The organism is Paenibacillus sp. VTT E-133280, assembly GCF_002264385.1.
Lineage (GTDB): Bacteria > Bacillota > Bacilli > Paenibacillales > Paenibacillaceae > Paenibacillus_AQ > Paenibacillus_AQ nitricinens.
The window spans coordinates 19394-46081 of record NZ_NFUX01000028.1 but is presented as its reverse complement, the minus strand read 5'-3'; the positions used below and the strand labels follow the sequence as shown (position 1 = coordinate 46081).

Below are 26688 nucleotides of genomic sequence, written 5' to 3'. Positions count from 1 at the left end.
CTAATACTATATAGCTCATTTATAACACTATTTTGATGTTTTTTCCGAAAGAGGTGGCATTTATGGACCGTACAACCCAGAGTTTGCTAAAAGAAGACAGAGTGCATGGCGAAAGCATGTTTCCGCTTGCAGCTTATTGGATAGAATTACCGGCTGGAACACATGTCCTCGATACCCATTGGCATGAAGAAGCGGAGTTTTTTATGCTGCTCGAAGGTGAGATTCTGTTTCAGGTGGATACCGAATATTTCCCACTTAAAGCCGGTGAGGCTGTATTTATCGAGTCCGGTGATATTCACGCTGCCTATGTACTTAACGAAGACACACCCTGCAAATTTTGTGCGCTCGTGTTTCTTCCTGATCTTCTGGCTAGTGCCCAATATGATACGATCCAGCAGAACACCATCTTACCCCTTCAGGAGAAAAGACAAAGCTTTCCTCGCCACCTAACACCAGCTGTGAAATGGCAACATGAACTTCTCGGGCACTTAGAACGCATGATGGACGCCTACGCTGCGCAATCTCCCGGGTTTGAAGCTTTTATTAAAGGCACGTTGCTCATCATGCTCTCGCTGATTGCCCCAGAGGATCGTTTTGTAAACCGCAGCCAGCTGGATGACGCTGATACTACTAAAATCAATCGACTTAAGAAGATTATTCTCTATATTCAGGATAACTATCAGGAGCCGATTCGAACTCGTGATCTCTCTGAGCTGATTCCCATGAGCGAAGGACAGTTCTGCCGTTTTTTCAAAGAAATGACCCGAAAGACTCCAGTGGATTACATTAACTCTTACCGGATTCGCCAAGCCGCCGATCTACTGCAACAAAGCGACAGAAAAATATCCGACATCGCATTCGAAGTCGGATTTGATAATGTAAGCTATTTTATTAAAGTATTTCGCAGAGCGATGAAATGCTCGCCTTCGGAGTTTAGGAAGGAGTCCCGTTGACATCTTGCTGTTCGACTTAGCTAACGGCTCTCTTTATTAATTCTTCTTGTTCATCTACCGATATATTATAAATAGATCTTATCGTCGTAGGAGGAGAATGAGCCATGCATATAACGAATATGACCACTGCTATGGGAACGAGACTAAATGTAGCTGGTAGTCATCAAACTAACGATAAAACCATAAATTCAAACAGTAAGACGAGCGGTAGCGGAGACCACTTATCGATAAGCAAATCTGCAAAAGCAGCTTTTCAAAATCAATCTAAAATGAGCGGAATGGTTGATTCTCTACTTAAACAAAAACAGAGTATCATCGATAGCAAGAACAGCCTAATTGAAAGAACCACCAAAAACTCACATAACCTTGATTCTATTCAAGATCAACTTAAGGAATTCGATAAACAGCTCCAAACGATTGACCAACAAATTGCAAAACACGCCTTCGAAGAGCAACAAAAGAGCTTAGAAAATGCTCAGAAAGCAGATCCATCGGATGAACCTAAAACCGAGCAAGAGGTACAAAACGAAAGATTGAATACGATTGTTGCTATAAGCCAAAATGTTTCTCAAATGGAGGTTGTTTCTTCTACCCACACTAAGATGCATGGCGAGGCAAGAGTTCTGACCAAGGAAATCGAATTGGATGAAGCCCGTTCTACTCATTCCGCAACAGCCAAACGTGAGCAGTTATCCAAAATCGAAGATAGAATATCGGAAATGAATGAAACGTTAGGCGATACTATACAAGAAACCGGAGATAAAATTAAAGATCAGGAACGGTCTGAGAAATTAGCCACCTACCAAGAAATTCAGCGTTTTGCCGAAGATTCTGATAAATCGCAGCTAGAAATACTAATCTAACAAAAACAAAATTCTATATATAGAAAAAGCAATCGGACCTCTACCACATCAAAGGGTTTGCCGATTGCTTTTTTATATGCAGATGACTTTATATTGTTCAACTATTCCTTCCGAATCACAATAAAGCAGGTGCTGTCCGGTAGCGCCACTTCCTGTCCGCTCTCATCCATGAACCTTACTCTGTCGCGCAGCGCTTCGGTATAACCTTCTTGCAAGTAATGCCGGAAGACTTCAATCTTTGCTTGCTTTCCTAAAGTCTGATCAATAAATGAGGCAAATTTCGCAGGAGTAAAATAACCAAACTGTTCTTGTACCTCATGAATATAAGCCTCCTCGCCCCAAGTATACGTATATAAAAATTCCATAGCATCATTAACAGGCATGAGTACTTCTTGCTCTCCTAATCTTTGATACTGAATCTGACGTCCGGCAAAATCCTTCGCATAACGCTCCAGCCACGCCATACCGTCCTCCTCCAGAAAGCGAACTCTCCGCAGCAATGCTGTGGGCTCGGTCATTATCCCATCGCGGATAATGATAACCCCGCCCACTGACAATACATCAAAAGCACTTCGCAGAGCGGCCGAAACGGTATCATGATTGAACTTTTTACCGTTAAGCGGCACATAAGAATATAGTTCATGCAAAATCGAAGAAAAAATCACCGTGTCCACCGTTCCAGCCTCCACGAAATCTTTAAGCTTCAACGCATCTCCCTGCTGGACCTCCCAATGCCGCCCTTCCCGTTGCTTGCGCTGCCGCAGAGCTTCCACTACATTGCTCGATATATCAATACCGATAGGAGTAACCTCTGGCATACGCTCTTCCAGTAAATCCAGCAGCACACCGCCGCCCGGACCGATATCCAGCACTTTTTGTCCAGTGACATGCTCCAGAATCACAGCCTTATAATCTCCTGAATGATTCATTTGGCTTAAGTAGGTATCTTCATTATGAAAACGGTCGAAGGCATCCCTCCGCAGCTCGAACAGATCGAATAACAGCAGTACTGCACGTTCATATAACGGTGATTTTTCAGCTTCCATACAGAATTCGATCAGCTTCTCTGCCGCTGCCGAAAATTGGAACTGAAAAAATACCGTGTCTGGCAGATACTCCTTAGCATAAGGACGAAGGATTAGATGAGGGTTCTCATCACGTAAGGTCCCTTTTTCAATATCTTCCCATGTAAGCTCCGCTAAATATTTTTCTATAATCCGCTTCTTATAAACATTGATCTTCTTAACACCCTTGTAGTCATAGTAAATGCTGTTCATAACCTGCTCGAAACTGATATGGCGTAGGGGTTCATGCTGAGCCCTTTGGGCTGCAAGCAACATCACCTTCAGAAATTGCTCCAACGAGAAGGTCTGCATTGCAGATTCCACATACCAGAAGATAGTTTTACTTAAAGACTCTAACCGTTCCGCATGGAAGCCTTCCTGTGTCAGCTTTGCCCATTCCGTAGTGAAATCCTCTCCTCTAGAGATCGGACCTAACCGCATTCTGCGCAGTCTTTCTTTCATCGGCATTGGACTAGCAAGTTCACCGGATGAAATCAGAGCGATAAGCTGCTTCACTTCATGCTCTACATTCAGCCAGAGCTCGGGGGATACAGCGCCGATGATGCAATGATTGAGTACGGTTAGCAAGCGTTCAAGTTCCTCGGCAGTCAGTAACTGTTCTTCCACAAGATCACGGAGCGGCTTATTTACTTCTGGAGGCACCTCCCCACGGATTTGCTGACCTATCAGTCCATGGGTTTCAATAAGCCGATGAACCAGTGCACTTGTTTCAGAGACCGTACCGCTCAAATGTTTCCCGTATAACTGTGCGGAACCCATATTATGTACAAAACAATTAATGCCTTCCTCCTGCCAAAGTAACCTTTCCTTCAATGTGCCACCCTTAGCCGTTTCTGACCAAATTAACGTTTCTTCCACAAGCTCTTTGATCCAAATAGAGCGGGGAAGTTGGTCCAGAATCAGCAGACTGCGTTCCACATAATCCAGTACAGGATTCCTGCGATCCAGCTCCTCCAGAGATTCCACACGCTCCAAATTGACAATTTGCTCCTCCGCTTGAACGATAAGCTTCAGCCAGAGGTTATCCTCCAAATGATCTTGTATTCCTCCACGGTATAAGGTGATGGCTTCCAGCGATTTCAGCATATACTCCTCCTTCGCTCCAAGTGGAGACTATATAGACTTATTATTATATATACACTCCCATTCATTAAAAAACAGAACCAGGACTCATGAAATAGCCATGTCCCAGTTCTGTTTACATTCAAATCTTTAAGTTCCGAACCGTTGCCGGTATCCGCATTTGCGGCACAGCTCTTCCACTGCCTCTCTACGAGAGAATCCATAGAATAGATTATTCGCTCGCTCGCCCTCTACGATTTCTGAGAATGGAGTCTCATGAATGTTGCCGAGGTTGATTACCCCTTCACCATCTAGACAGCACGGCACAACGGTACCATCCACGAGGATTGCCGCTTGGCTGCGCAGTGCATGACAGAATCCTTTTCCGTCGTCCTCCGGTTCGTTCAGTGCAGGCCAACGGAACTCATGGTCCTGATTGAGATACACCCGAGGAGCAATCTTGACGCCGCTGCCAGGTACAACCTTTTCTTCAATTTTAAAATCAAGATTAAAGGCTTCCTCTAGCATAGCAAGAGTCTCACGATTACGATTCTTCTCTAGATTAGTCAGGTTATCCTCCGTCAAATTCCACAACCGGAAGGAAATAATCACGCCTTGCGCAGAGGCTTCCCGTACAAAAGAAATAATCTCCGCCAAATACCCTTCGCGGTTCTCAGATCCCTCATGCCCATCAAAGCTATGCAGAGAGAAGTTCATCTGTCGTAGTGCAGGTTTGCCGAGAATCTTAGGGCCTGCCTTATGAATTAACGTACCGTTGGTAGTAATATTGACCTTAAACCCTTTGGCATGTGCGGCATCCAGCAGTTCACCAATCTTTGGATGCAGCAATGGCTCACCTTTTACGTGAAGGTAAATATGATTACTATGCGGTTTAATTTCATCTAATATCGTATTAAAAGTATCGAGCTTCATAAAGTTCTTCGTTCGGGCGGTTGGTGGACAAAAGCTGCAGGCTAGGTTGCAGACGCTTGTTATCTCAATGTATACCTTTTTAAAAGTCTTCAAGTGCTGCTCCCCATTCTATTTATAGATCTGCGGCATAGCGGAGGCCGATCTGTGCTCTGGCTTCCTCCATAACTTCTGCTACTGCCAAGGAATTCGCATGTGTATTAACCCTGCTTTCCCGTTCACCATTCTTAATTAAGTTGATAAATTCCTCAACCTCATAATACATAGACTCGAACACCTGAGGCTGTGTAAGCTCCTCGACGGTCCCGTCACGATAATGAATCTTCACTTGATAGGGTTGGTTGATCTTATCGATCACCATTGTACCACTTTCCCCTTGAATCTCGGCTGGCAAATAGGAATCAGCGATCTTGGAATGCATCACAACTGCATCCATATCATCATATTGCATGACAAGACTTCCTTCACCATCCACTCCGGAAGACAGCATAAGACCCACGGCCTTTACAGACTTCGGTTTCCCAAACAACACTACCATAGGATATAAGCAGTAAACGCCAAGATCCATCAACGAGCCATTAGAGAATGCCGGATTAAAAGCATTTAACACTGTTCCCTGCCGATAAGCATCATATCTCGATGAGTATTGACAATAGCTCGCAAAATAACGACGTACTTGGCCAATCTTATACAAATTGTCTCTGATCACTCCGAAATTCGGCATAAATGTCGATTTCATTGCTTCTACCAACAGCACATCATTGTTCTGAGCGGCTTCAATCATGGCTCTAAGCTCCGCACTGTTTGAGGCAGCCGGTTTCTCACAGAGCACATGTTTGCCATGGTTTAAGCACATAATCGCCTGCTCAGCATGCATGGAGTTCGGGCTTGCAATGTAAATAGCATCGACATCTTTACTGGAAACCATATCTTCCAAATTCGTATAAATTGTAGCTCCAGCATATTTTGCAGCAAAGGCCTGACCTTTCTCCATTGTGCGGGAGTACACGGCTGTCAGGATAAACTCCTCATTCTCCAAGCCGGCTTGCACGAAGCGGTCTGTAATAAAGTTTGTTCCAATGACCCCGAAACGAATTGTCATGATAATCCCGTCCTTTTTAGTTCTTACTAAAACTCTATATGCTATTTTCTCACTCTCTGGGTAGTCATGTCTACTTTTCAGGACAAATTTCCGACAAATTCCGATAGATCCAACTTGTGAAAAAAAGCACCACTGCATCATCTTTTGTCGATATCAAACTATTCATAGTAAACAGCGACATTATTTGTCGAAGGATGCAGTAAAAAGGCTCCCATTCTTAACTTAAGAACAGGAGCCTGCTGAGCCATACGGATTTACAACTTATTTATAAAAAGCCTGCAATTGACGCACAATTTCATCCTTGTCATGATCCACTACGGTTTGGTGTTGTGGCATCTCGAACAACGCTTTAATTTGTGCCGGGAATTCCTGTTTAATGTCGATCAGAGTAATCGCCTCATCAAACTTAGCTGGATGTGCGGTCGCAAAGGTAATCCCAATCTCATCCGAACCATTAAAAGCTTCGTAAGCTGCGATTCCACATGCAGTATGCGGATCAAGCAGGTAACTATATTCTTTTTGATACTTAGCAATTGTATTCAAGCATTGATCATTCTTCACGCCAAGCGCTGCAAAATCCTGCTGCACCTGCTGAAGCGCCTCGCCTTCAACCGTAATCTTGCCCTCGGTTTGCAGCTTGGACATATACGCAGACAGCTTCTCGGAATCTTCGCCAACCAAATAATACAGATACCGCTCAAAATTGCTCGCCACTTGGATATCCATCGAAGGGCTGTACGTACTTGTGAAGCCGCCTGGTTTGTATTCCCCAGTGTTCACAAAACGCTCCAAGATGTTATTTTCATTCGTAGCAATAATGAGTTTGTTAATCGGTAAGCCCATTTGCTTAGCCAAATATCCGGAGAAAATATTACCGAAGTTGCCGGAAGGCACGCTGATGTTAATCTTCTTCTCGTTGCTGCCATCAACATGCAAATACGCATAGAAATAATAGACGGTCTGCGCCAGAATACGCACAAAATTAATGGAGTTGATCGCACGCAGATGATAGCGACTCTTAAAGTCGAGATCCGCGAACAGATCCTTAATCACCTTTTGGCAATCATCAAAGTTACCATGAACAGACAGGTTCAGTACATTACTGTCATCAACCGTAGTCATCTGCAGCTCCTGCACTTTACTAACCTTACCATGGGGATGAAGAATACAGATCTTGATTCCTTCTTTTCCGCGAACGCCCTGAATGGCTGCCGCCCCAGTATCCCCCGAGGTTGCTCCGAGGATGTGGATGATCTTGTTCTGCTTTTTAGAAATATACGAGTACAGCTCACCCATAAACTGCAGTGCTACATCTTTGAAGGCAAAAGTAGGGCCATGGAACAATTCCAAGACATATAAAGAATCGTTCAATTGTTGAATAGGCGTTACTTCCGGCGTGCGGAAATTACCATAACTAGTATTGACCATTTCCTGCAAATCTTCTAAAGGAATCTCATCATTAGTGTAATAGGCGAAAATCTTCAGGAACAATTCCTGGTAGCTAAGACTTCTCCACTCTTCTAAAGTAGCTGCTGAAACTACAGGAATCTCGGAAGGAACCATCAAACCGCCGTCATCAGCAAGTCCCATCAACACCGTATCGATAAAGCCTTTAGGTTCCACATTGCCTCTTGTGCTTATATACTTCATGCTCATCCTCCTGAACCCCTCTATATACTATATATAAATATAAGTTTCACTTTATAGCTGCTTGTTTTCCCTATATACTACCACGTTTACGCGCTAAAGTCCGTTAATTCTTTGTCTTATTTTGTAGCTCTTTCCAGACGGTTTTGTTGCTGTACTGCCGTTCTGTGCTGACATCCTTGCCGAACCATTCCGGTGCCTTGAAGCTTTCCGCTTCCTCCAAAGATTCAAATTCAACCTCCAGAACGGACAATTTAAGCTGAGAATAGACGTCGATCTCAACCGTTGTGTCATTACACACCGCCGTAATCCGCTCTTTGACCAAGGCTACCGCATTTACTGCCTCAATCATCTGATTATATAAACCCTCCGAGATAAAATATTCGATCTCTTCACGTTTGATCCCTTTGCCGTCCTTAAACGTATGTGTGTATGTTACCTCACCTGAGTCCAGATCCGTAATTTTACGCACACGCAGCTCTTGCCCGCCGTCTATCGCCAGATACGTCTGATCGATATTATGCCGGGTCACAATCTTCAATTCGCCTGCTTGAATAAGCTGCTCCGGAAATTCCGGCAGCAGAAACTTGCGTTCGATCTCCAAAGCCATGATGTTTCGCTCCTCAATGTGCCATTTATTTTATATTAATAATCATCATAGGGGTGAGACAAACCCAAGTCAATGTAGATTATGGGGAAATAGGTCTTGCTCTTATCGAATTACCTCAATAATAGAAACAGCAGCAGTCATGGACGTGGAGACAAAGCCCTAGACTGTCGCTGTTTAGTTGAGCTATAGTTACCCGTTAGCTTAACGAATAGTGGTTAATTTTACGTTGTCTAAAGATTTCCTAACAAAGCGGACATATTTTTTTGATTTTCTGCAAGCCAAATCATTTCCTTCGCAAAGCGAGCTGGCGGTACACTATGTTGATCCATGTTAGCGTTAATCCACCATGTGCTTTCCATATACCACAACAACTGTAATGAATGTGTTAAATAGCCCTCTACCACTTCGCGTTCCTCACTGTACCCTTCCATAAACACCGAAGCCAGGGAGACATCTAAATTATCATCTAAGGCACATGACATCACAGCACGAGCTACATCAAGCTGCGGATAGTCATATTTTAGTCGATCAAAATCTAGAATTGCAGATAATCCGTTATCATTAAATAAAAGATTATCTACCCAAAGGTCACGATGTGCCCAGCCTGATTGAAGTAATTCGAGTAATTCTATATTCATTTCTTCAGTAGCTTTAAATTGAGTTTCTATATCAGCAAGCAGCTGAGGTTTACCAAGTCCCTTAGTCTTTTCCCAAACGGAGTTCCAATGTGCTAAGCGCTCCTCACGACTTGGGGGAATAAATTGCGGACTATTTTTAATGCCAAGTGTCCCGTCATTTAACAATCGATGCATTTTTCCTGTCGCTCGACCTAAATCATATATTTGATGGATATTGATTGTACCTGGTGAAATTAGTTTTCCCTGGCAATACTCCATCACCAGGAAGCGTTCTCCATTATCAGATTCAAGCAAAACACTTTCATTCTGTGATAGCACTTTGGGGCACGCTAGACCTTGGTCATACAATCTAATCTGTTGAGAGAGAGCTAACAATATCTCCTCTGACTTATATAATTTATATCTTTCTTTATTGTATTGTTTAAGTAACAATACCCCTGCATCCGTCGTAACTTTCCACTTTAAGTTTAACCAGCCTCGTTTTATCGAAGTAGTTTCAATTACATTCAAACCGAATAAACGATGAAATGTATTTAGTAGGTCATCCAAGATCATTTCCTCTGTTAATATGGTCTCCATCTGCTCAACTCCTATATTTATAGTGTATAAGTTTTTATTCCTTATGGAGACCTATATAACCTCTGGCATAAATCTAAGTTTTTGAGTTAAACTGCCTTAAATAATCAATCTGATATTAATTTTGAATACATATTGAGATCTATAAACTTTCCGTTTACTCTTTCATACCTTCTTAAGGTTCCCTCAAACATAAAGTTCAGCTTTTGCATAGCCTCTTCCCCAAAATGCTCTAGCAATGTCATATCCAATCTCCGCTTTCTCATTTTCAAAGTCTAAAGAATTAAAACCACATGAACCTATAATTTCATTGGATTTCATTTCAATTATGGAGAAACGAATAGCTTTGTTATCTAGAGAAAATTCATCAAGAAGTTTTATCATATCTTTTGCCTGATTTTCATCTGTAAAACTATCAATATTCATGAACTTGGTAACCTCTGGATCAGACCAAATTTTAAACAAACTTGGCGAATCCGATACCTTCATTTTTCATTCCCCATTAGAATATCACACCATCGTTAAAACGGATAATATACCTCTTTTCCCTCAAGAAAATCGCGGCATAGGGTACTGCATATTTTGGAGGCGTGCTCTTTCATCCAACCGTTCCTCTCAGAGTCATGAATAAAAAATACGTAACTAATAAAAATATCCATAAATATTTGTCCTTCAATGTACCGAATCTCATCAAGCGAAAAGCTTGATTTAGAAGCATAACCCTCCAAAAGCGTTTTGCGGAGCTCACTTTTCAACATGGAAGATGCAGAGCCCAAATCAAACAGGTAGTAACCATAACCAAATAAACAATAATCTATTAAGATAGGATTTTGTTCCGACACAACGATATTCCCCAGTTGAAAATCAGCATGAATGAACCCCCATGAGTTGTCCCTAGCGTCTAGCTCTGCTAATTGTTCTTTTACTACGAGTAGAACGCTACTAATAACTTCGTAATCCTCCTGATTAAGGGCTCCATTGTCTGTTCCCTTTCCAAGTTCTATTAAAGTTTCATCAATCTTTGTGACATTGTATACAGGTCTATGTAACTCCAAGGGCATTAGCGTTCGTGAGAATTCATGTAAAATGGCAAGATTTCTACCTAATCTATGAACAATCTGTTCAATGTTATCTTCATCTTGGGTTAGCGTCGAGCCTTCGATCCATTCTAAAAGAGTGGCCAAACTAGTACCAAATTGCTCCGAACTATATTCAGTAACCAGTTCCCCTTTTTGATTTACAACAGGTCTTTGAACTTTTAGTATGTTCTTCTGATCGATTTCTCGCAGAAAAAACATTTCTGCCTGTAATCCATCTCGTGTATGTTGTAAGCCTGAGAACCCTTCAGATATTGGTTTATGTATACGTAACAAATAATTCTTGTTATCCGTTTTGTCGGTCACTTTAAATGTAATATTCTCATTATGTCTAATGAATTCAATGATGGGATTGATGAACGAATACTGTAGCAATACTTTCTCAGCTTCAATGATCATAAGACTTCCCTCCTTCAAATCTAGGATATTCTTTATATTGTACCTGTTGCCCGTTGTATTTTGTTGGAATTAATAACTATATTTAAAAAGTATCCTATTGATTAGCTCCTATAACAAAATAGAGTTACATATTAGATCTCTAATACGTAACTCCGTTTAGTTCATTACCTTTTTTATTCATAGCATTAATATAATACCCATACCCCAAAGCCTTCCAAAGTAATCTCACCCGATAATGTTGTTCCGCTCAGTAAATCTGTTTTGGTCTCATGCAAATGTATGGAGGCAGGCACTTCACTATAATTAAGTAAAAAAGTGTAACTGGAAGAAGTCCCATTACGAACTTGCAGCTCTACATCTTCAGGGAGCACCAGCCATTCTACTGGCGACTGCAGACCGATTTGTTCTATGATTATGGACGCTGCTTGTTCATTAAAGACTGCTCCGTAATACCAAACCTCGCCTTTGCCGCGACGATTTCTTGTAACCGCCGGCTTTCCCGCATAATAGTCCGAGGCATAGACCGCCATGACTTCGACCGAATCATCCTCAATCCGGAGAATATCATTAAAATCATCTGCCCCGGTAACCCCTTCGGTCGCACCTGACCAGCTAATCGCCGTTGGCTGACGACTACCTTTAACCATGGTGAATTCTTCGACTGTGATCCCGCATAGATCCCTAGCAGCACCTGGGAAAGGACGCATGTAACATTGACCACGTTCATCCTTATAACCGGTTCTACATCCGAAGATCAGTTTTCCACCTTGCTGAGCATATTCATCCAGAAGCGACGCTGTCTCATCTGTCATGATCGCCGGGTGAGGATAGATAAGCACGTCGTATCGTGCGAGTTCTTCCAGCTTCGTCTTTTGGCGTAAATAGAGTACGTCATTCGGGATATGCTTACGTTGGAGTGCCTTGTACCACTCCCTATTGCTCTTCCACATAAATGGACCATGCCATACATCGTACTCTCCATCCCACTCATTAGCATAATCACGAACAATAGCAACGTTAGCCTGATTACGGGTGCCGATAAGTGCTTGCCCTGCCGCTGCCAGCTCTTGACCGATCTGTCCCGCTTCCCGTACTCTTCGGTTCGGCTGGTTATGGTAGTCGTTAATGCCGTGCCAATAAATTTCATTGCCCATCGTGGCTGTCCGCCAGCGGAAATACAGCACCATATCTGCGCCATGAGCGATCGATTGATAGGTCCATAACCGCATCTGTCCCGGCTTCGGAGATGGCATATCCATCCGGTTCACCCAGCCACCCGGTCCCGACTGCTGCTCCATAATACAGAAATTAGGGGAAATAGAACGGACAACAGATAATGAAAGTCCCCAGCCTCTGTCATTCAGCGGATTCCGCTCATTCGGATCATAAAAAATAGTCGAGAACTGCGGATAGGAATCATAGCTGAAGAAATCCAGTAATTCATCCGTCAATTCATGGCTGTCGAGATGCCCGAACAGACCGTTCGTTGTTACCCACTGCTTAGAGGCAAGTTTACGGATGATGTCCGCTTGGTTTTTGGCAAAAGAAATCGTATTGTCCGATATAAACCGCTTTTCATCCAAAGCCTGATGGGGATTGGGCTGCTTAGGTGATGGGGTTGGACGCGGAAGATACACCTGAGACCAATCACTATAACTCTGATTCCAAAAAACGGCCCCCCAAGCCTCGTTTAGCTGCTCAAGCGTGACATATTTCTGCTGCAGCCATTTCCGGAAAGCCTTATGGTCACTCTCTGAATAAAATTCACTGATCTCGCAGTTGAGCTCATTATCAATTTGCCAGCCGACCACACCTGGATGATTGCCATAATGTTCAGCCATCTGTTCCGTAATCCGAGCACATAGCTCACGGTATTTGGGACTACTGTAATTATAATGACGGCGCATGCCATGCTGTAGGGTAACACCTTCATACGTCACGTTTAATACTTCTGGATACTTATGGGTCAGCCAAGCTGGAGGTGTTGCCGTTGGCGTGCCGAGAACAACCTGAAGACCATGTTTATGAGCTAAATCAATCGCCCGATCAAAGAGCCCGAACTGGAATTCCCCTTCAGCAGGTTCAAAAATTGACCAAGCAAACTCCCCGATCCGAATGATTGTAAAGCCTAGTTCTCGCATCCGGCGATAATCGTCCTCCCACATGCTTTCCGGCCAGTGTTCCGGATAATAACAGACACCGAGCTCGAATTTTTCTGTTGCGACAGGTTTCTTCATCATTACCTCCAAAGTATTAAAAATATGCTTTCAGTATTTTATAATTCTATTGTAGTATCAATATTGACAAGTCTTATATAACAAAATATTGCGATCATATAACGATCTTGCGTTAATGAACTTAAACCAACTAGCGCTCTGATGCGCGACAGAAATGAGTGCCATATAACATGAAGAAACAATGGTATTTGCCGACACCAGCTTTTTCAAAATATGTCTGTTATCCTGAATTTTTGGGACATTACAGTCACTTTCCACAGCATACCGAGAGAAGAAGTGAAGGATTCCTGGGAAGCTATAACCTGCATTTAATCTTTGGTGGGGAGGGTTATGTATTCCATGAGGGCGAACGTATTCCAATGAGCAGAGGACGAGGGTTTCTTTACCCTAAAGGCGCCTACCAGCAGTACGGCTCTGATCCCGGAGAGCCTTGGGATGTTCGTTGGGTTCATTTTAGCACTCAAATTGTACTCCCCTTATTAGAAGAAGTGGACCAGTCTAGTGCATACCTGTTCACTTTTGATTTGGACGCTAAGCTGGATGAGTTATTCGAGGAAATGTATTTACTGAGCGCTTCCTATGTAACACGTAATGAGCCAAGACTATCCGCGCTTCTGTACGAGCTTCTAGTGAAATTGCTGCAGAACTCCGAACCGCTTCACGGCTCAGTACCACACGAGGTCAGGCAGTCTATCCGCAGTGCCGCAGATATCATTCATGTCGAATGTGCCCGCCCTTGGTCACTGGAGTCGATGGCAAGACTAACCGGGTACAGCAGCTATTATTTTCTACGGCTGTTCCGAATGGTTATGGGCAAAACACCAAACCGTTATTTAACGGATTGCCGACTGGCCAGAGCCAAGCTTCTACTGGTTTCTACTGGACTCTCCATTGCTCAGGTTGCGACTCAGTCCGGTTTTGCCCAGTCCAGCTATTTCATTAAAGTGTTCAGAACGTTCGAGGGGATGTCCCCCGTAAAGTACCGTCAGGCTTTTGGATCATAATTCCTTAAACGTTAAACGAGAAAAAACCGAACAACAATCAGAGAAAACCCTGAAGTTCGTTCGGCTCAAACAGAGGAAAAATATCATTTATACCAGCACAAAAAACAAGCCAAGAGCCGGGCTCATGGCTTGTTTCCTTTTGAAATAAATTATCTATTCCTGCACCTTCAATTTAAAGCATCCGCTAACATAATCCTGCTGAATATCCGGCAGTGCCAGTCCGACCTGCATTAGACGGTCGCCGCCGTAGACCTCACCGCTTGCCTCCAGAGTATAATTCAGCTCCGGATTCAAGCCATTCAGCTTCAAGCTGCGGCGTGGCGGGTGCGGCACAGCCATTACCCGGAAGTAATAAATGAGTGCTTCATGCTGATCGTCTGAGACGAACATCCATGCCGTCTCGTTACCCTCGAACGGGCTTTGCAGACGATACAGATTGCCCTGCTGAACAAGACTGCGGATCTGTTTATAGTTCGCAACCTGTTCCTTCACAAGCTCCTTCTCTTCGTCTGTAAACTTCGTAAGATCCAGCTCGTAACCAAAATTACCGGACATAGCTACATCTCCACGAAAGGACAGCGGGGTGATCCGTCCTACCTGATGATTCGGCACAGCGGACACATGCGCGCCTATGGAACTAACCGGATACACCAGACTTGTTCCGTACTGAATCTTAAGCCGTTCTACAGCATCAGTATCGTCACTGGTCCATGTCTGCGGCATGTAATGTAGCATGCCTGGGTCGAAACGGCCACCACCACTACAGCAGCTCTCGAACAAAATATGTGGAAACTCTGAAGTTATTCGCTCCAATAGTTCATACAAACCTAGCACATAACGATGCGCAGTTTCCTCTTGGCGTTCAGGGGGTAATTCTGCAGAGCCGATCTCCGTTAAACAACGGTTCATATCCCATTTCACATAGCTAATCGGCACGGTAGTGAAAATTCGGCTTAACGATTCATAGATGTACTGCCGTACATCTTCTCGCGTATAATCTAGCACCAGCTGCCAGCGGGCCTCGCTACGGCGCCGTCCCGGCACATGCAGACACCAGTCGGGATGCTTCCGGTAGAGCTCACTGTCTGGCGAGATCATTTCCGGTTCGAACCAGAGTCCGAACTGCAAGCCAAGATGGTTCACGCGTTGGGCGACATCAGACAACCCGCCTGGAAGCTTGCGCAGATCCTCCACCCAGTCTCCGAGAGAGGAGTTGTCAGCGTCTCTTTTGCCAAACCAGCCATCATCCAGCACGAATAATTCGATCCCAAGCTTCGCGCCTTCGGCCGCAATGGACTCCAGTTTGTCCGCATTGAAGTTGAAATAGGTGGCTTCCCAGTTATTGACCAAGATCGGTCGTTCCTTATCTCTATATATTCCTCTACACAAACGATTCCGGTACAAGCGGTGATAGGTTCTCGACATTTCCCCGATCCCCTCAGATGAATACACCATAACTACCTCTGGGGTCTGGAAGTGTTCCCCAGGCTCCAGCAGCCAAGAGAAATCAAAAGCATTCAGCCCCATCGTAAACCGTGTCATCCCAAAGGAATCGACCTCTGCCTCAGCTTCAAAGCCTCCACTGTATACAAGACTGAAGCCGTAAGCCTCTCCATGATTCTCATCCGTTTCAGGTTTCACCAGCGCGGCAAATGGATTTAACTGGTGGCTGCTCATCCCTCTGCGGCTCCCAATAGTTGTACCACCTTGCACCAGACGTCTGCGAGTCAGATTACCTTCTCTTGACCATGCTCCTGCCAAATAGATCATATCCATTTCGCCAGACGAGAAATCTACACTCGCACTCCATGCACGCTGTAATTGCAGTTGTGTTTCTCCATCATTTGTGAACTCGACCGAGCGGGTAATTACGTTGGAATGCTCATATATGGAATATCGTAAAATAACAGTTAGCTTGGCATAATCATCCCTAAGCGTAAGCTCTAGCGTCTGTGCTTCTTGGCCAGACTCTACATATACTGAAGGCAGCCCGGTAAGTGCTGGTTTCCCCTCCATTACGCGATACCCACTGTATTTCAATTCCGTGATACGAGTGCCGTCTTCAAGCCGAACCTGATAAGCAGGTGTTCTGAAATCTCCCGTGCCGTATTGTGGATATTCCTGCGGCAGTCGGTCAAGTCCCGTATTTCCTCCCAGATTCAATAGGTCGTCCAAATTGCTGTCGCTACGCAGCTTTTTGCCCCAATACACATGTGCCGGATAATCATTAACCAGCTGAAGGATATAACTCATCCCTGCATTCTGTAAATGGAATAATCCCTTATCTTCCTGAATTGAAATCCCCATGCAACAGTCCTTCTCTCCTTAAGATTTACAGTGAATCTTCGCTCACAAAATCAACCATCGATTGAACCTTCAGTCCCTTAGGAGCGCCTGGAATCCAGCCCCTTCCATCGTTCCCGCGTTTCGAGAACGTTATCGTCTTGGGCTGCCCTGGGAGAAGATCAAAGTAATTGTCAGAGAATATTCCTTCATCTTCTGAGGTCAGATATACGCCTCTAGCTAATACATCACTTGTCACAGTGAAGCTTAGACCTCCGCTATCTGGAGTTTCCATTATGTTAATTACTGACCGCTGCAACCGAATTTCTTTTTCCGGGACAAAATAGTGCACCTTTCGATCTATCATCTCGCCATCAGCCTGCAAGCTGATCTCAAGCAACACATCGTTAGATCCATGACTTTCTATTAGTTCCGCTACTGGAGACGAGAATACGATAGCCGCAGAATCAGCTCCTAACTCAACTGAATGTGTCCACTCTTGTACTAGGGAACCGTTAAACTGATACAATTTAAGCACCAAATCAGCGATAACCGCTGTTCTTAAATCAGATACGACATGAACGTCAATCCGCTCACGGTCTGTACCCTCAATAGACAACAGAACATCTTGAAAACTTGAGCGCACGGTATATTGCAATGCCTTCCAGCGTCCGTTGTAATCCATCCCCGCCCAAGAAGCGACCGGCCAGCAATCATTCATCTGCCAGTATAAAGTCCCCATACAATAAGGTTTATTCCTTCTGTGACTTTCAATCGCGATTCGAATCGCTTCAGCCTGCAGGATTTGACTCATATACAGAAATGATTTAAAATCCTTCGGCTGCGGCAGATACATATCCATGTATTCCTTGATCAGCAGATTCCCGCGTCCATTCTTCTGATGAGCCAGCATCACCTCTGAAGTAAGCTCCAAATCCTGCTCTTCAGCATAGCTCATTACGGTCTTCAGTTCCGGGAACGATTGGAATCCGTATTCACTCATAAAGCGGCCAACCTTGGTATTATAATTCTCAAAAGGCTCAATCCCGTGCCACACGCCCCAGTAATGCACATCCCCATCGCCCACAATCCGTGTCGTATGTTGATTCATATCTCCAGTCAAATTCCGCATTGGTGAAGACGGCCAATAGTCCACACCTGGATGGAATGCGGCTACAGCCTCCGGTAGAATCCGGTGGAATATTTCCTCATAATCAGCCCACATGGTAGCTCTTTGCTCAGCACTGAGTTTTTCTTTCCAGCCCCAGCCCATATTTTCCTCGAACTGTGACCAGGCCGAATCAATCTCGTTATTACCACACCATAAGGCGATGCAGGGATGATTGCGCAATCTTTTAATGTTATACTCCGCTTCTTTCTTCACATTCGCAAGGAACGCTTCATCCCCCGGATACATGCTGCAAGCGAACATGAAGTCCTGCCAGACCAACAGCCCGTATTCATCACAGAGCCTGTAAAATATCTCCTCTTCATAAAAACCGCCACCCCACACTCGCAGCATATTCATGTTTGATTCTGCAGCCGTGGCAATTTCATGCCGATACCGCTCTTCGGTTACTTCTGTGATGAAGCTGTCATTCGGAATATGATTGGCACCTTTAGCGAAGACCGACACCCCATTCAGTACAAAAGAAAATGAAGTCCCTTTCGCATCATGCTCCCGAATCAATTGAATGCTACGAAGCCCGGTTCTTACGCTTTTGCTAACTTCAACTTCCGTATCTTGCAGCAACTCCGCTTGGAATGTATATAAATTAGGCTCGCCTAGTCCTCTACACCACCAGAGCTGCGGCTGATCTACCACGATATCCATCTCTATTAGCTGCTTTCCACTTTTTAAGGAAACCGCTTTCATTGACTCTAATCCATCAGCACTCATTCGCAGCATTCCCTGCCATGCCGCAGGAGCATCTACTTCAATCATTGCGGTTAAATGAGCCTCTTCCTTTGTGATCACATTTTGGCGGATATGGAGATCTGTGATTTGAACTGTGTTACGCCCCTCAAGAGAGGCCTCACGCCAAATTCCACTGGTCAAAAAACGCGGACCCCAATCCCAACCGTAATGATAAGGCGCTTTGCGGGCAAAAACGCTAATCCGCTGTTCCTCTAGTCCCCCAAGCTCGGATTGATCATTCGGTGCAGGTAACGCATATCCCAGTTTCGCTAGCTTAGGCAGATCCTCTTTAACTACAGAGCGGAATCTCACTCGTATATGGTTTTCACCAATCTTCAACTGATCTTTAACATCCACTCTCCACGCCAAAAACATATTATCTGCAGCGAGCACATGTACATTATTCACATACACGTCAGCATAGGTATCAAGACCTTCAAAAATCAGTTCTGTGCAAGTAAGCTCCAACCACTCTTCACCCAGCTGCAAAGTGGTTTGATATTCCCAATCCTTCTTATCAATCCACTGTAGGTTATGTTCATTTGTTCCATAGAAGGGATCCTCAATCTTTCCGTTCTTCAATAAATCCGTATGGACCGTGCCTGGCACAGTAGCCGGAAGCCACTCCTCGTCACCACAGCTTCTAAATTCCCACTTCGCAAGCTTCATCTCAAGATGTTTCATGGTACCCTCCTAAAAGTGTTGTAGAGCATATGCATCTTTCAAAATAGCATACCTTTTCTAGTATTTCATTGAATCCAATTGTCATTCTTAGTATTTTGTTATCCATTAGTTAGGAATATATTAATTATAATCGTTCAAACAAAACAAATAAAGACAATAAATAATAATACAATACATTTCTAAACGCTTTATTTAAAGCTATAATGTTCATGTAAACGCTAACAAAATAATGAAAAAGGGGACTATGTTATGAGAAATAAGTTATTTTCGTTATCTTTTGTTATGATTATGGTTTTATCATCAACGCTGACTGGCTGTGGCTCGAACAATGGAAACAGCACCAATAACGGGGCTTCTGCAACCGATAAGCCTGCAGCAACGAATACAGAGAATACAAGCGGAGATTCAACAAACAACGCAACAGCCGAGCCTGCAGCAGGAGCTGATATTAGCGGCAAAATCACCTTCCTGACTAACAGAACAGACATGATTGGCAAAGAATACGATGAATATTTAAAGCGCTTTAATGAAAAATACCCGAATATTAAAGTCGAATTCGAAGCTTCCCAGACCGACTATAATCAACAGGCTAAAGTCAGAATGGCCAGCGGCGAGCTTCCAGATGTTATGTTCATTCCTACCATTCCTAACTCCGACCTGCCGAAATACTTCGCTTCACTGGATGACCTCGGTCTGAACGATCAAATCACCTTTAAAGACTTCAAATCCTTTGATGGCAAGCTGTACGGAATTACCACAGGGAACTCGACATCCGGAATTGTTTATAACAAAAAAGCATTTACAGATGCTGGCATCACAGAAACACCTAAAACTTGGGATGAATTCCTGGCTGCCTGCGAAAAGCTGAAAGCAAAAGGTGTCATTCCATTGTCCTCTAACTTCAAAGATAAATGGCCACTCGGTACTTGGGCTTATGACACTCCACGCCTAATTGCAGGCAACCCTGACTTCCCTAATGAGAAGCTGAACTCTGAGACACCATTCACTTTAGACAATGGTTACGGGAAAGCGTTTAGTCTGCTGAGAGAACTGAACGAAAAAGGCTATCTGGAAAAAGACATCAACTCCACCAACTGGGAGCAATCGAAAAAAGACATCGCTTCTGGTAAGTTCGCCATGTACTATCTCGGCAACTGGGTCATTAACCAAGTTATTGGAGTAGGAGCTCCTTCAGACGATGTTGGCTTCTTCCCATTCCCTTATGACAATTCAGGTAAACCTTCCGCTACTCTTAGCCCAGACTTCTTCTATGCTGTTGCTAAAAACAGTAAAAATTTAGAAGCTGCTAAAGCTTTTGTAAAATGGATGATTGAGGATTCCGGCTATGAGGACTTTGCGGGCTTTATCTCCCCACTAAAAGGAAAAGAATCTAATCTGGCTCAGCTAAAAGAATTCCAAGCTACCGGAGTAGAGCTAGTAGAGGGAACTGTTGACGATGCGAAGGTTACAGAAATCGGCAACAAAGCACAACTGGATCTCCCTGCTGTTGTCCAGGAATTTGTGCTTGCCAAAGATCCACAAACTGTATTAGACAAATGGAATAAAGCCTGGGCTAAAGCTAAGAAAGATCTCGGCTATTAATACAAGCTTTTGACCAGAAGTACACCACGGCGCAAAATGGATTATCGCCCTTACGGATAGTCCATTTTGCCTTTCCATACCAAGCTTTTATGAAAGAAGGGCTAGCGATGTTCGGAACACTTTCCTATAACAAACAAAAAACGATAATCATCGTATCATTCCTTACGATCCCATTGTTGCTCCTTGCGACGTTTACGTATTATCCAGCGCTTAAGCTGATCTATTACAGCTTCACCAACTGGGATGGCTATAGCCCTGAGAAACCATGGGTCGGACTTGCTAATTACCGTGAGGTCTTCTCTAATCCTGATATTTTCAAAGTATTTACACATAACTTTGCATACTTCGCTATGGGAATTGTTCAGAACATAGTCGCCATTTATTTTGCAGTTGTTCTGAATAGTAAGCTCAAAGGGAAAAATGCATTCCGAATCTTACTTTTCCTTCCTTACATTATGAACGGAGTTGCCGTTGCTTTTATGTTTGGTTATGTCTTTGACACTACTAACGGCTCTCTGAACATGTTCTTGAACAGCATCGGTCTAACCGGATTAGGGCAGACCAGCTGGCTTGGAACAGAAGGACTGGTCAACTACTCTCTGGCATCCACAGGGTTTTGGCGTTTCATGGGTTATAACATGGTCATCTACATCGCCTCCTTGCAGGCTATACCAAACGATATCTATGAGGCTTCAAAGATTGATGGTGCCGGGTCCTTCCAAACCCTTTGGAGAATTACTTTACCGAATATGAAGCCAGTCATTCAGCTTAACTTATTTCTTACCGTCACAGGAGCACTGGAAGTATTTGATCTCCCGTTCGTATTGACCAAGGGTGGTCCTGCGGGCGCCAGCGAAACTTACGTACAAAAAGTAGTAGACACTGCATTTGCTTACAACAACTATGGTCTCGCTTCTGCCATGAGTATCATCTTGCTCTTCTTTGTCGTCATCGTACTATTAGTACAGCAACTAGTTCTTAGCCGGGGAGGACACAAATAGACATGACAAACTCCAAATTCCGCTTTACAGATGTTATTAAATACTTCTCGCTAATCATCGGCATATTTGTCGTGCTCTTTCCTCCTTATGTAGTTATCGTAAACGCCTTCAAATCAACTGATGAATTTAACAGTAGTAGCTCCATGGCGTTGCCAACAAGCTTTTTAAACTTTGATAATTTCATTGCAGTCTTCCAGCGTGGAGGTTTACTTAACGGCTTTGGTAACGTGTTAATTATTATTGCTGTTACTTTAATTCTGAACATTCTTTTTGGAACTATGGTAGCATTTGTACTGGGACGCTTCTCTTTTAAATTAAAACCTGTTGTCTTCGGTGCCTATCTAATAGCTACTATCATTCCTAGCATCACGACACAAGTAGCGACTTTTGGTATCATCAAAAGCATGGGGCTTTATAATACACTCGGCGCCCCTATCGTGCTATACATCGGAGCAGATGTGATTCAAATTATTCTTTATTTGCAATTCATCCGTAACATTCCCGTGGATCTCGATGAGAACGCGATGGTAGAAGGTGCATCTCTTTTTAAAATCTATCGCTCGATTATTTTTCCATTATTGACGCCGGCTACGGCTACTTTGATTATTTTGAAGACGATTAGTATCTATAATGACATGTACATCCCTTATCTATATATGCCAAAACAAAGCCTGGGTGTAGTTACGACGATCCTGATGCGTTTTCAAGGGGTCAATTCGGGAGAATGGAATTTGATCTGTGCGGCCATTCTGCTCATCCTGCTCCCAACAATAATTCTATATTTCTTCCTACAACGTTACATCTTTGAAGGCGTAACCAGTGGCGCAGTTAAATAAGGAAGTTGACTTTAAGAAAGGACAACGCAAATGGTATCATTCATCCGGCTAGCCTTACGAAAAATGTGGTTGTTCCTTGCCAATCTTCCGATGGAGCGAAAACTGATCGTCGTATTTGTCTTTCTGATCTCGCTTCCAATCACTTATGTTAGTTATTTGTCCTCCCGCTCCATGTTCAATTCTGTTCTTGTGAATGCAACGGAAAGCGCGAACCAAATGACATCGAATGCCTCTGATACCATTGACCGTTATGTCGCCGATCTAAAAAGATACACAGCGCTACCGCTGTATAACACCGATGTACAATTCTACCTCACTCAGCAAAATACCGACTGGGATAAAAGTACTGGCATGGCGATGTTCCTGAGCTACTTGAAGCATACGAAGGAAGAGATCATCGCCGTGTACATGGTGGATCAGTACGGTTCTGTTTTTTATGATAGAGTCCCCGGAATCCACGAGCTGTACCCTGAAGAACGACTAGCCGAATGGAGAACCTTAAGTGATGAAGCTGGAGCCGCTCCTGTCATTCAAGGCAGACATACGATTCGTATAAACTCCAATGCCCATAGAGAGGTTTTCAGTGTACTTCGCACCATTAATTCTGTAAGCACGCTAGATCATATAGGAATTCTCGTATTTGATGTAAACATCAACTTGTTTAACGGGATTATTGATCCCGTAAACGCAGTTACACAAGGCAACACATTAATTGTAGATAATAACGGAGAACTGATCTATGACAGTGAAGACGCCTCAGACTCGATGCAAACCGGCGGGGAACAAAGACTGAACACGCAGCTTTTGCTGCAGCATGTGAATCAGCAACAGGATCATTTTCAAATAGAAATGAATGGTCAATCTTATCTTGCAGTGTATAGCGTCTCGAAACAGACAGGTTGGACGACTATGGTTACGATTCCTTTGGCCCGTATCCTGTCACCTGTACAGAAGAATCGCAATGCTCTTATATTAACTACACTGATCATTATTGCTTTTGCACTTTGCGTTGCCACGTTCATCTCACATGCGCTGACTAAACCCCTTAAATCTTTGGTCCGTCTAATGAAACGGGTACAGCACGGTAATCTGGATGTCTGGCAGCACTCCAAATATAATGATGAGATTGGAATGCTTGGCAGTCATTTTAATCGAATGATCATAAGGGTCAAGGATCTGCTACAGGAAGTATCCCTCACCGAGAAGCGTAAGCAGAAGGCTGATATGAGGGCACTTCAGAATCAGATCAATCCCCATTTTATTTATAATACGCTGGAGTCTATCCGTATGCTGGCAGAGAGCAATGATGACCCCCGTGTAGCGAAGCTCACCTATTTACTTGGACTTCAGATGCGTTACAGTATTGTCCGAAGCGAAGAAGCCGTTACGATCAGACAAGAGCTGGATCATGTTCGAAATTATTATCATCTGCTACAAATCCGGTTTCCAGATAAGTTCAATCTACACATTGATGTGCCAGAGAAATTTCTACATCTTCCTGTAATCAAACTTGTCTTCCAACCCATTGTGGAGAACGCAGTTTTTCATGGCTTAGATCAAAAAGTAGGTCTCGGTACCTTAACCATCACCGCATGGAGTGAGCAAGGAAATGTCGTATTCTGTGTAGAAGATGATGGCATCGGTATGGATGCTGCCACCCTTCGTTCCTTAAATCATAGTCTGCAAAGTGGGAATGAAAGTGAAATGTTTGGAATTGGCCTACGAAATGTGAATGAGAGAATCCGTCTGCATTACGGCAGCTCATTCGGGCTCCTTGTAGAGAGTAAGCTCGGAGTAGGTACTCGTGTTACACTGCGCATTGAGGACATTCCCTTCACTACTCATAGTGAAGATGATATGAATTACGGAGAGGAGATGCTCTGATTGCTGCGTATTGCAATTGTTGACGATGAAATCCTGATCCGCGAAGGTCTGGCCCGAATGATCAGCAAAGAAAATACTGAATTTCTGGTCATCGGCACCTACTCCGATGGGAAACATCTACTTGACGAGTTACCTTCGCTTCAGCTTGATGTTGTGATTACTGACATTCGTATGCCGCAAATTAACGGCTTGGAATTAATTAAACAATTAAAAGCCAGTCACCCGCAAATCCGCTCCATTCTAATGAGTGGATTTGTTGAATTTAATTATGCCAGAGAAGCCATACGCAGCTCTGCAGTAGACTACTTATTAAAGCCCATCGATAAGGAGCAATTATTCGACCTGCTTTATCAATTGGAGAAAGAGCAGCAGTTCTCTCGTGACAAGGAGGTACGTCACCGTACCGGTCTCCTACTGACCCTTCTTCAAGTCGACGAGCCCCCATCCCCCTTGCTTTTGTCGAGCCTTACTTTGCCCCAGCCTTATTTCTCAGTCTTTGTGTTCAAAGGAAGATCAAGAGAACCCGTCTGTTTCTGTGTAGACAGTCTGCGGCAAGAGAAGGCATTTAGTATCGACAGCTTAGAGATCCAAAATGGACTGCATGTCTGTATCCTGTATTCTACAAAACAACTCTCGGACAGCGATAGGAATGAAATCGGCGACAGGATTCGTATCTCTGCCAATGGTATGATACTGCATGTAGGTACTAGCAGTTCCTATAATGATACCGCCAAGCTCAGACAAGCGTATCAAGAGGCTAGGTTAGCCTGCAGTGTCGGCATCTATAACACTGACCGATTGCACTATGCTAATATTCAGAACATTCAGCAGCCTGAGATAAATATTCTCGAGCCTTTTAATGCGATCAAGGAACCATTAATCCATGATCTGCAGATCCTGAATATGGAGGGTGCTTTAGAGCGCGTGCGTAACTTATTCTCAATGTTGAAATCACAACAAGCTGTGCCCGATCAAATTCTCCGTGTCTGTCGATGGGTTATTGAATCTGCGCAGAAAGAATTGCAAGAATTTGAGACCCTCTACAGAGGTGCACCCTATCTTGGACTGGATGAAAGCATTACTTCCAGTATGAGATTCAGTGAAGTTGAGCGTGTATTCACCGACCATTTTTCAAGCATTTTATTTGAAATCAGAGCCCATCGCCTAGAGATGTCCGGTACAGCTGTAGAAACCATAAAGCGCTGGATATCAGCCAACTATAATCAACATGCGGATCTGAACACCTTAGCGAATATGGTTTTTTTGACACCAAGCTATCTAAGCAAGCTGTTCAAACAAGAAACTGGACTTACATTAACGGACTACATCACGGAAATCCGGCTACGTAAAGCCAAGCATCTGCTCAAGAATGCTCCTGATCTAAAGATTCACGAGATTGGAGCAGAAGTTGGATATGGCGATCCTGCCTATTTCAATAAGCTTTTTAAACGTGTAGTCGGCGTTACACCCAATGAATATAAACGAATTTCTATCGTATAAGGAGCTTGATCACTTGCAATCACAGATTCACACGAGCAGCGATAATCATGAAATCACCGTCTATGACACCACAGAACTATACGGTGAACAAGGTGCGTTCCGCGTCATGCAGTTTTCCAATCAGGCCATTCAAGGTGCGATGGATCTCAATCACCCAGAACGAGTTGTGTTTGAATATCCGCGAGCCATCATTCACTTGATGAAATGCAATGCTCCCTCTTTCGAGGACGCCTTTCTTATTGGTCATGGGATTGGAACGATTGCCGGGTATTTTCTAGACAAGAGATTTAAAGTAGCTGAGCTAGACAGCGAAGTAGTCGAATTAAGCCGCCGCTATTTTGGATACATCCAAGATAACGTAGTGATCGGTGACGGACGTCAGATCCTTGAAGGTGAAGAAACACAGAAATATGATTACATCGTCTTGGATGCTTTCACCGCTGCGGGCACGCCGAGGCACTTAATCTCCAGTGAATTTTTCAGCATCGCGCATTCAAAACTGAATACCGAAGGGTATCTCCTGATGAATCTGATGGGAAAAGGTGAAAATGATCCGCTCATTAATGCTATTTACACCACGCTCACCGAACAATTTACCTATATTAAATCCTTTTCACTGCCTTCAGATGGGACTGCGGATATCAAAAACATCATTATTATAGGTGGATTTAAGCCGATCCGCTTTCAAGCTCGCCACATGGCAGGCTTTAATGAAATCCAGCTTGGGCAAGGCTATCTTATACGGGATTAAGCTAAGCATATAAAAATGACCTCATC

The 26688-nt window shown here is 43.7% G+C and carries 19 protein-coding genes and 1 pseudogene; 9 read left to right on the top strand and 11 right to left on the bottom strand.

The window, feature by feature from the left end; genetic code table 11:
* Positions 1-62 precede the first annotated feature (62 nt).
* Together CA600_RS14190 and CA600_RS14185 are read left to right on the top strand one after the other, a co-directional pair.
* Complete coding sequence (locus CA600_RS14190) at positions 63-953, top strand: AraC family transcriptional regulator (protein ID WP_094870764.1); 891 nt, start codon at positions 63-65, stop codon at positions 951-953.
* A 104-nt stretch (positions 954-1057) separates the two neighbouring features.
* A complete protein-coding gene (locus CA600_RS14185; RefSeq protein WP_094870763.1) occupies positions 1058-1816 on the top strand; it encodes a hypothetical protein in 759 nt (252 codons plus the stop codon).
* A 101-nt stretch (positions 1817-1917) separates the two neighbouring features.
* Here CA600_RS14185 and CA600_RS14180 read toward each other — a convergent pair whose 3' ends face one another.
* The 9 genes and pseudogenes from CA600_RS14180 to CA600_RS14140 all read right to left on the bottom strand — a co-directional run bounded on the left by CA600_RS14180 (position 1918) and on the right by CA600_RS14140 (position 13199).
* A complete protein-coding gene (locus CA600_RS14180; protein WP_094870762.1) occupies positions 1918-3987 on the bottom strand; it encodes a class I SAM-dependent methyltransferase in 2070 nt (689 codons plus the stop codon).
* A gap of 126 nt (positions 3988-4113) precedes the next feature.
* On the bottom strand, positions 4114-4989 hold the full coding sequence (locus CA600_RS14175; protein WP_094870761.1) for a radical SAM/SPASM domain-containing protein: 876 nt from the start codon (positions 4987-4989) through the stop codon (positions 4114-4116).
* A 19-nt stretch (positions 4990-5008) separates the two neighbouring features.
* Complete coding sequence (locus CA600_RS14170) at positions 5009-5995, bottom strand: Gfo/Idh/MocA family protein (protein ID WP_094870760.1); 987 nt, start codon at positions 5993-5995, stop codon at positions 5009-5011.
* Positions 5996-6256: 261 nt separating this feature from the next.
* Positions 6257-7645, bottom strand: coding sequence for a threonine synthase (gene thrC / locus CA600_RS14165; protein WP_094870759.1), 1389 nt, complete (start codon positions 7643-7645; stop codon positions 6257-6259).
* A 103-nt stretch (positions 7646-7748) separates the two neighbouring features.
* Positions 7749-8252, bottom strand: coding sequence for a CYTH domain-containing protein (locus CA600_RS14160; protein ID WP_094870758.1), 504 nt, complete (start codon positions 8250-8252; stop codon positions 7749-7751).
* A gap of 230 nt (positions 8253-8482) precedes the next feature.
* Positions 8483-9469, bottom strand: coding sequence for a phosphotransferase (locus tag CA600_RS14155; protein WP_094870757.1), 987 nt, complete (start codon positions 9467-9469; stop codon positions 8483-8485).
* Between the two features lie 104 nt (positions 9470-9573).
* A pseudogene (locus CA600_RS14150) lies at positions 9574-9955 on the bottom strand (GNAT family N-acetyltransferase).
* Between the two features lie 32 nt (positions 9956-9987).
* Positions 9988-10962 carry a phosphotransferase enzyme family protein gene (locus CA600_RS14145; protein ID WP_094870756.1) on the bottom strand — a complete coding sequence of 325 codons (975 nt, stop codon included), beginning with the start codon at positions 10960-10962 and terminating at the stop codon, positions 9988-9990.
* 185 nt (positions 10963-11147) lie between these two features.
* The gene (locus tag CA600_RS14140; RefSeq protein WP_094870755.1) at positions 11148-13199 is read right to left on the bottom strand and encodes a beta-galactosidase; all 2052 of its coding nucleotides are present in this window, start codon (positions 13197-13199) and stop codon (positions 11148-11150) included.
* Positions 13200-13369: 170 nt separating this feature from the next.
* Between CA600_RS14140 and CA600_RS14135 the strand changes: the two genes are divergently transcribed.
* Positions 13370-14203 (top strand): helix-turn-helix transcriptional regulator, encoded by an 834-nt coding sequence (locus CA600_RS14135; RefSeq protein ID WP_094870754.1) that lies wholly within the window; start codon positions 13370-13372, stop codon positions 14201-14203.
* Between the two features lie 153 nt (positions 14204-14356).
* On the opposite strand, the gene CA600_RS14130 is transcribed toward CA600_RS14135, so the two are convergent.
* Entirely contained in the window at positions 14357-16510 is a 2154-nt protein-coding gene (locus CA600_RS14130; RefSeq protein WP_094870753.1) for an alpha-galactosidase, read from the bottom strand.
* A 25-nt stretch (positions 16511-16535) separates the two neighbouring features.
* Positions 16536-19088, bottom strand: coding sequence for a beta-mannosidase (locus CA600_RS14125; protein WP_094870752.1), 2553 nt, complete (start codon positions 19086-19088; stop codon positions 16536-16538).
* Between the two features lie 249 nt (positions 19089-19337).
* Between CA600_RS14125 and CA600_RS14120 the strand changes: the two genes are divergently transcribed.
* The 6 genes from CA600_RS14120 to CA600_RS14095 all read left to right on the top strand — a co-directional run bounded on the left by CA600_RS14120 (position 19338) and on the right by CA600_RS14095 (position 26662).
* Complete coding sequence (locus CA600_RS14120; RefSeq protein WP_094870751.1) at positions 19338-20690, top strand: ABC transporter substrate-binding protein; 1353 nt, start codon at positions 19338-19340, stop codon at positions 20688-20690.
* A 107-nt stretch (positions 20691-20797) separates the two neighbouring features.
* Entirely contained in the window at positions 20798-21691 is an 894-nt protein-coding gene (locus CA600_RS14115) for a carbohydrate ABC transporter permease (protein ID WP_094870750.1), read from the top strand.
* Between the two features lie 2 nt (positions 21692-21693).
* On the top strand, positions 21694-22527 hold the full coding sequence (locus CA600_RS14110) for a carbohydrate ABC transporter permease (RefSeq protein WP_094870749.1): 834 nt from the start codon (positions 21694-21696) through the stop codon (positions 22525-22527).
* Positions 22528-22557: 30 nt separating this feature from the next.
* Positions 22558-24411, top strand: coding sequence for a sensor histidine kinase (locus tag CA600_RS14105; RefSeq protein WP_094870748.1), 1854 nt, complete (start codon positions 22558-22560; stop codon positions 24409-24411).
* Positions 24412-25911 (top strand): response regulator, encoded by a 1500-nt coding sequence (locus tag CA600_RS14100; protein ID WP_094870747.1) that lies wholly within the window; start codon positions 24412-24414, stop codon positions 25909-25911. It abuts the gene before it with no gap.
* On the top strand, positions 25883-26662 hold the full coding sequence (locus CA600_RS14095) for a spermidine synthase (protein ID WP_094870746.1): 780 nt from the start codon (positions 25883-25885) through the stop codon (positions 26660-26662). The genes CA600_RS14100 and CA600_RS14095 overlap by 29 nt, the downstream gene beginning before the upstream one ends.
* Positions 26663-26688: the final 26 nt, after the last annotated feature.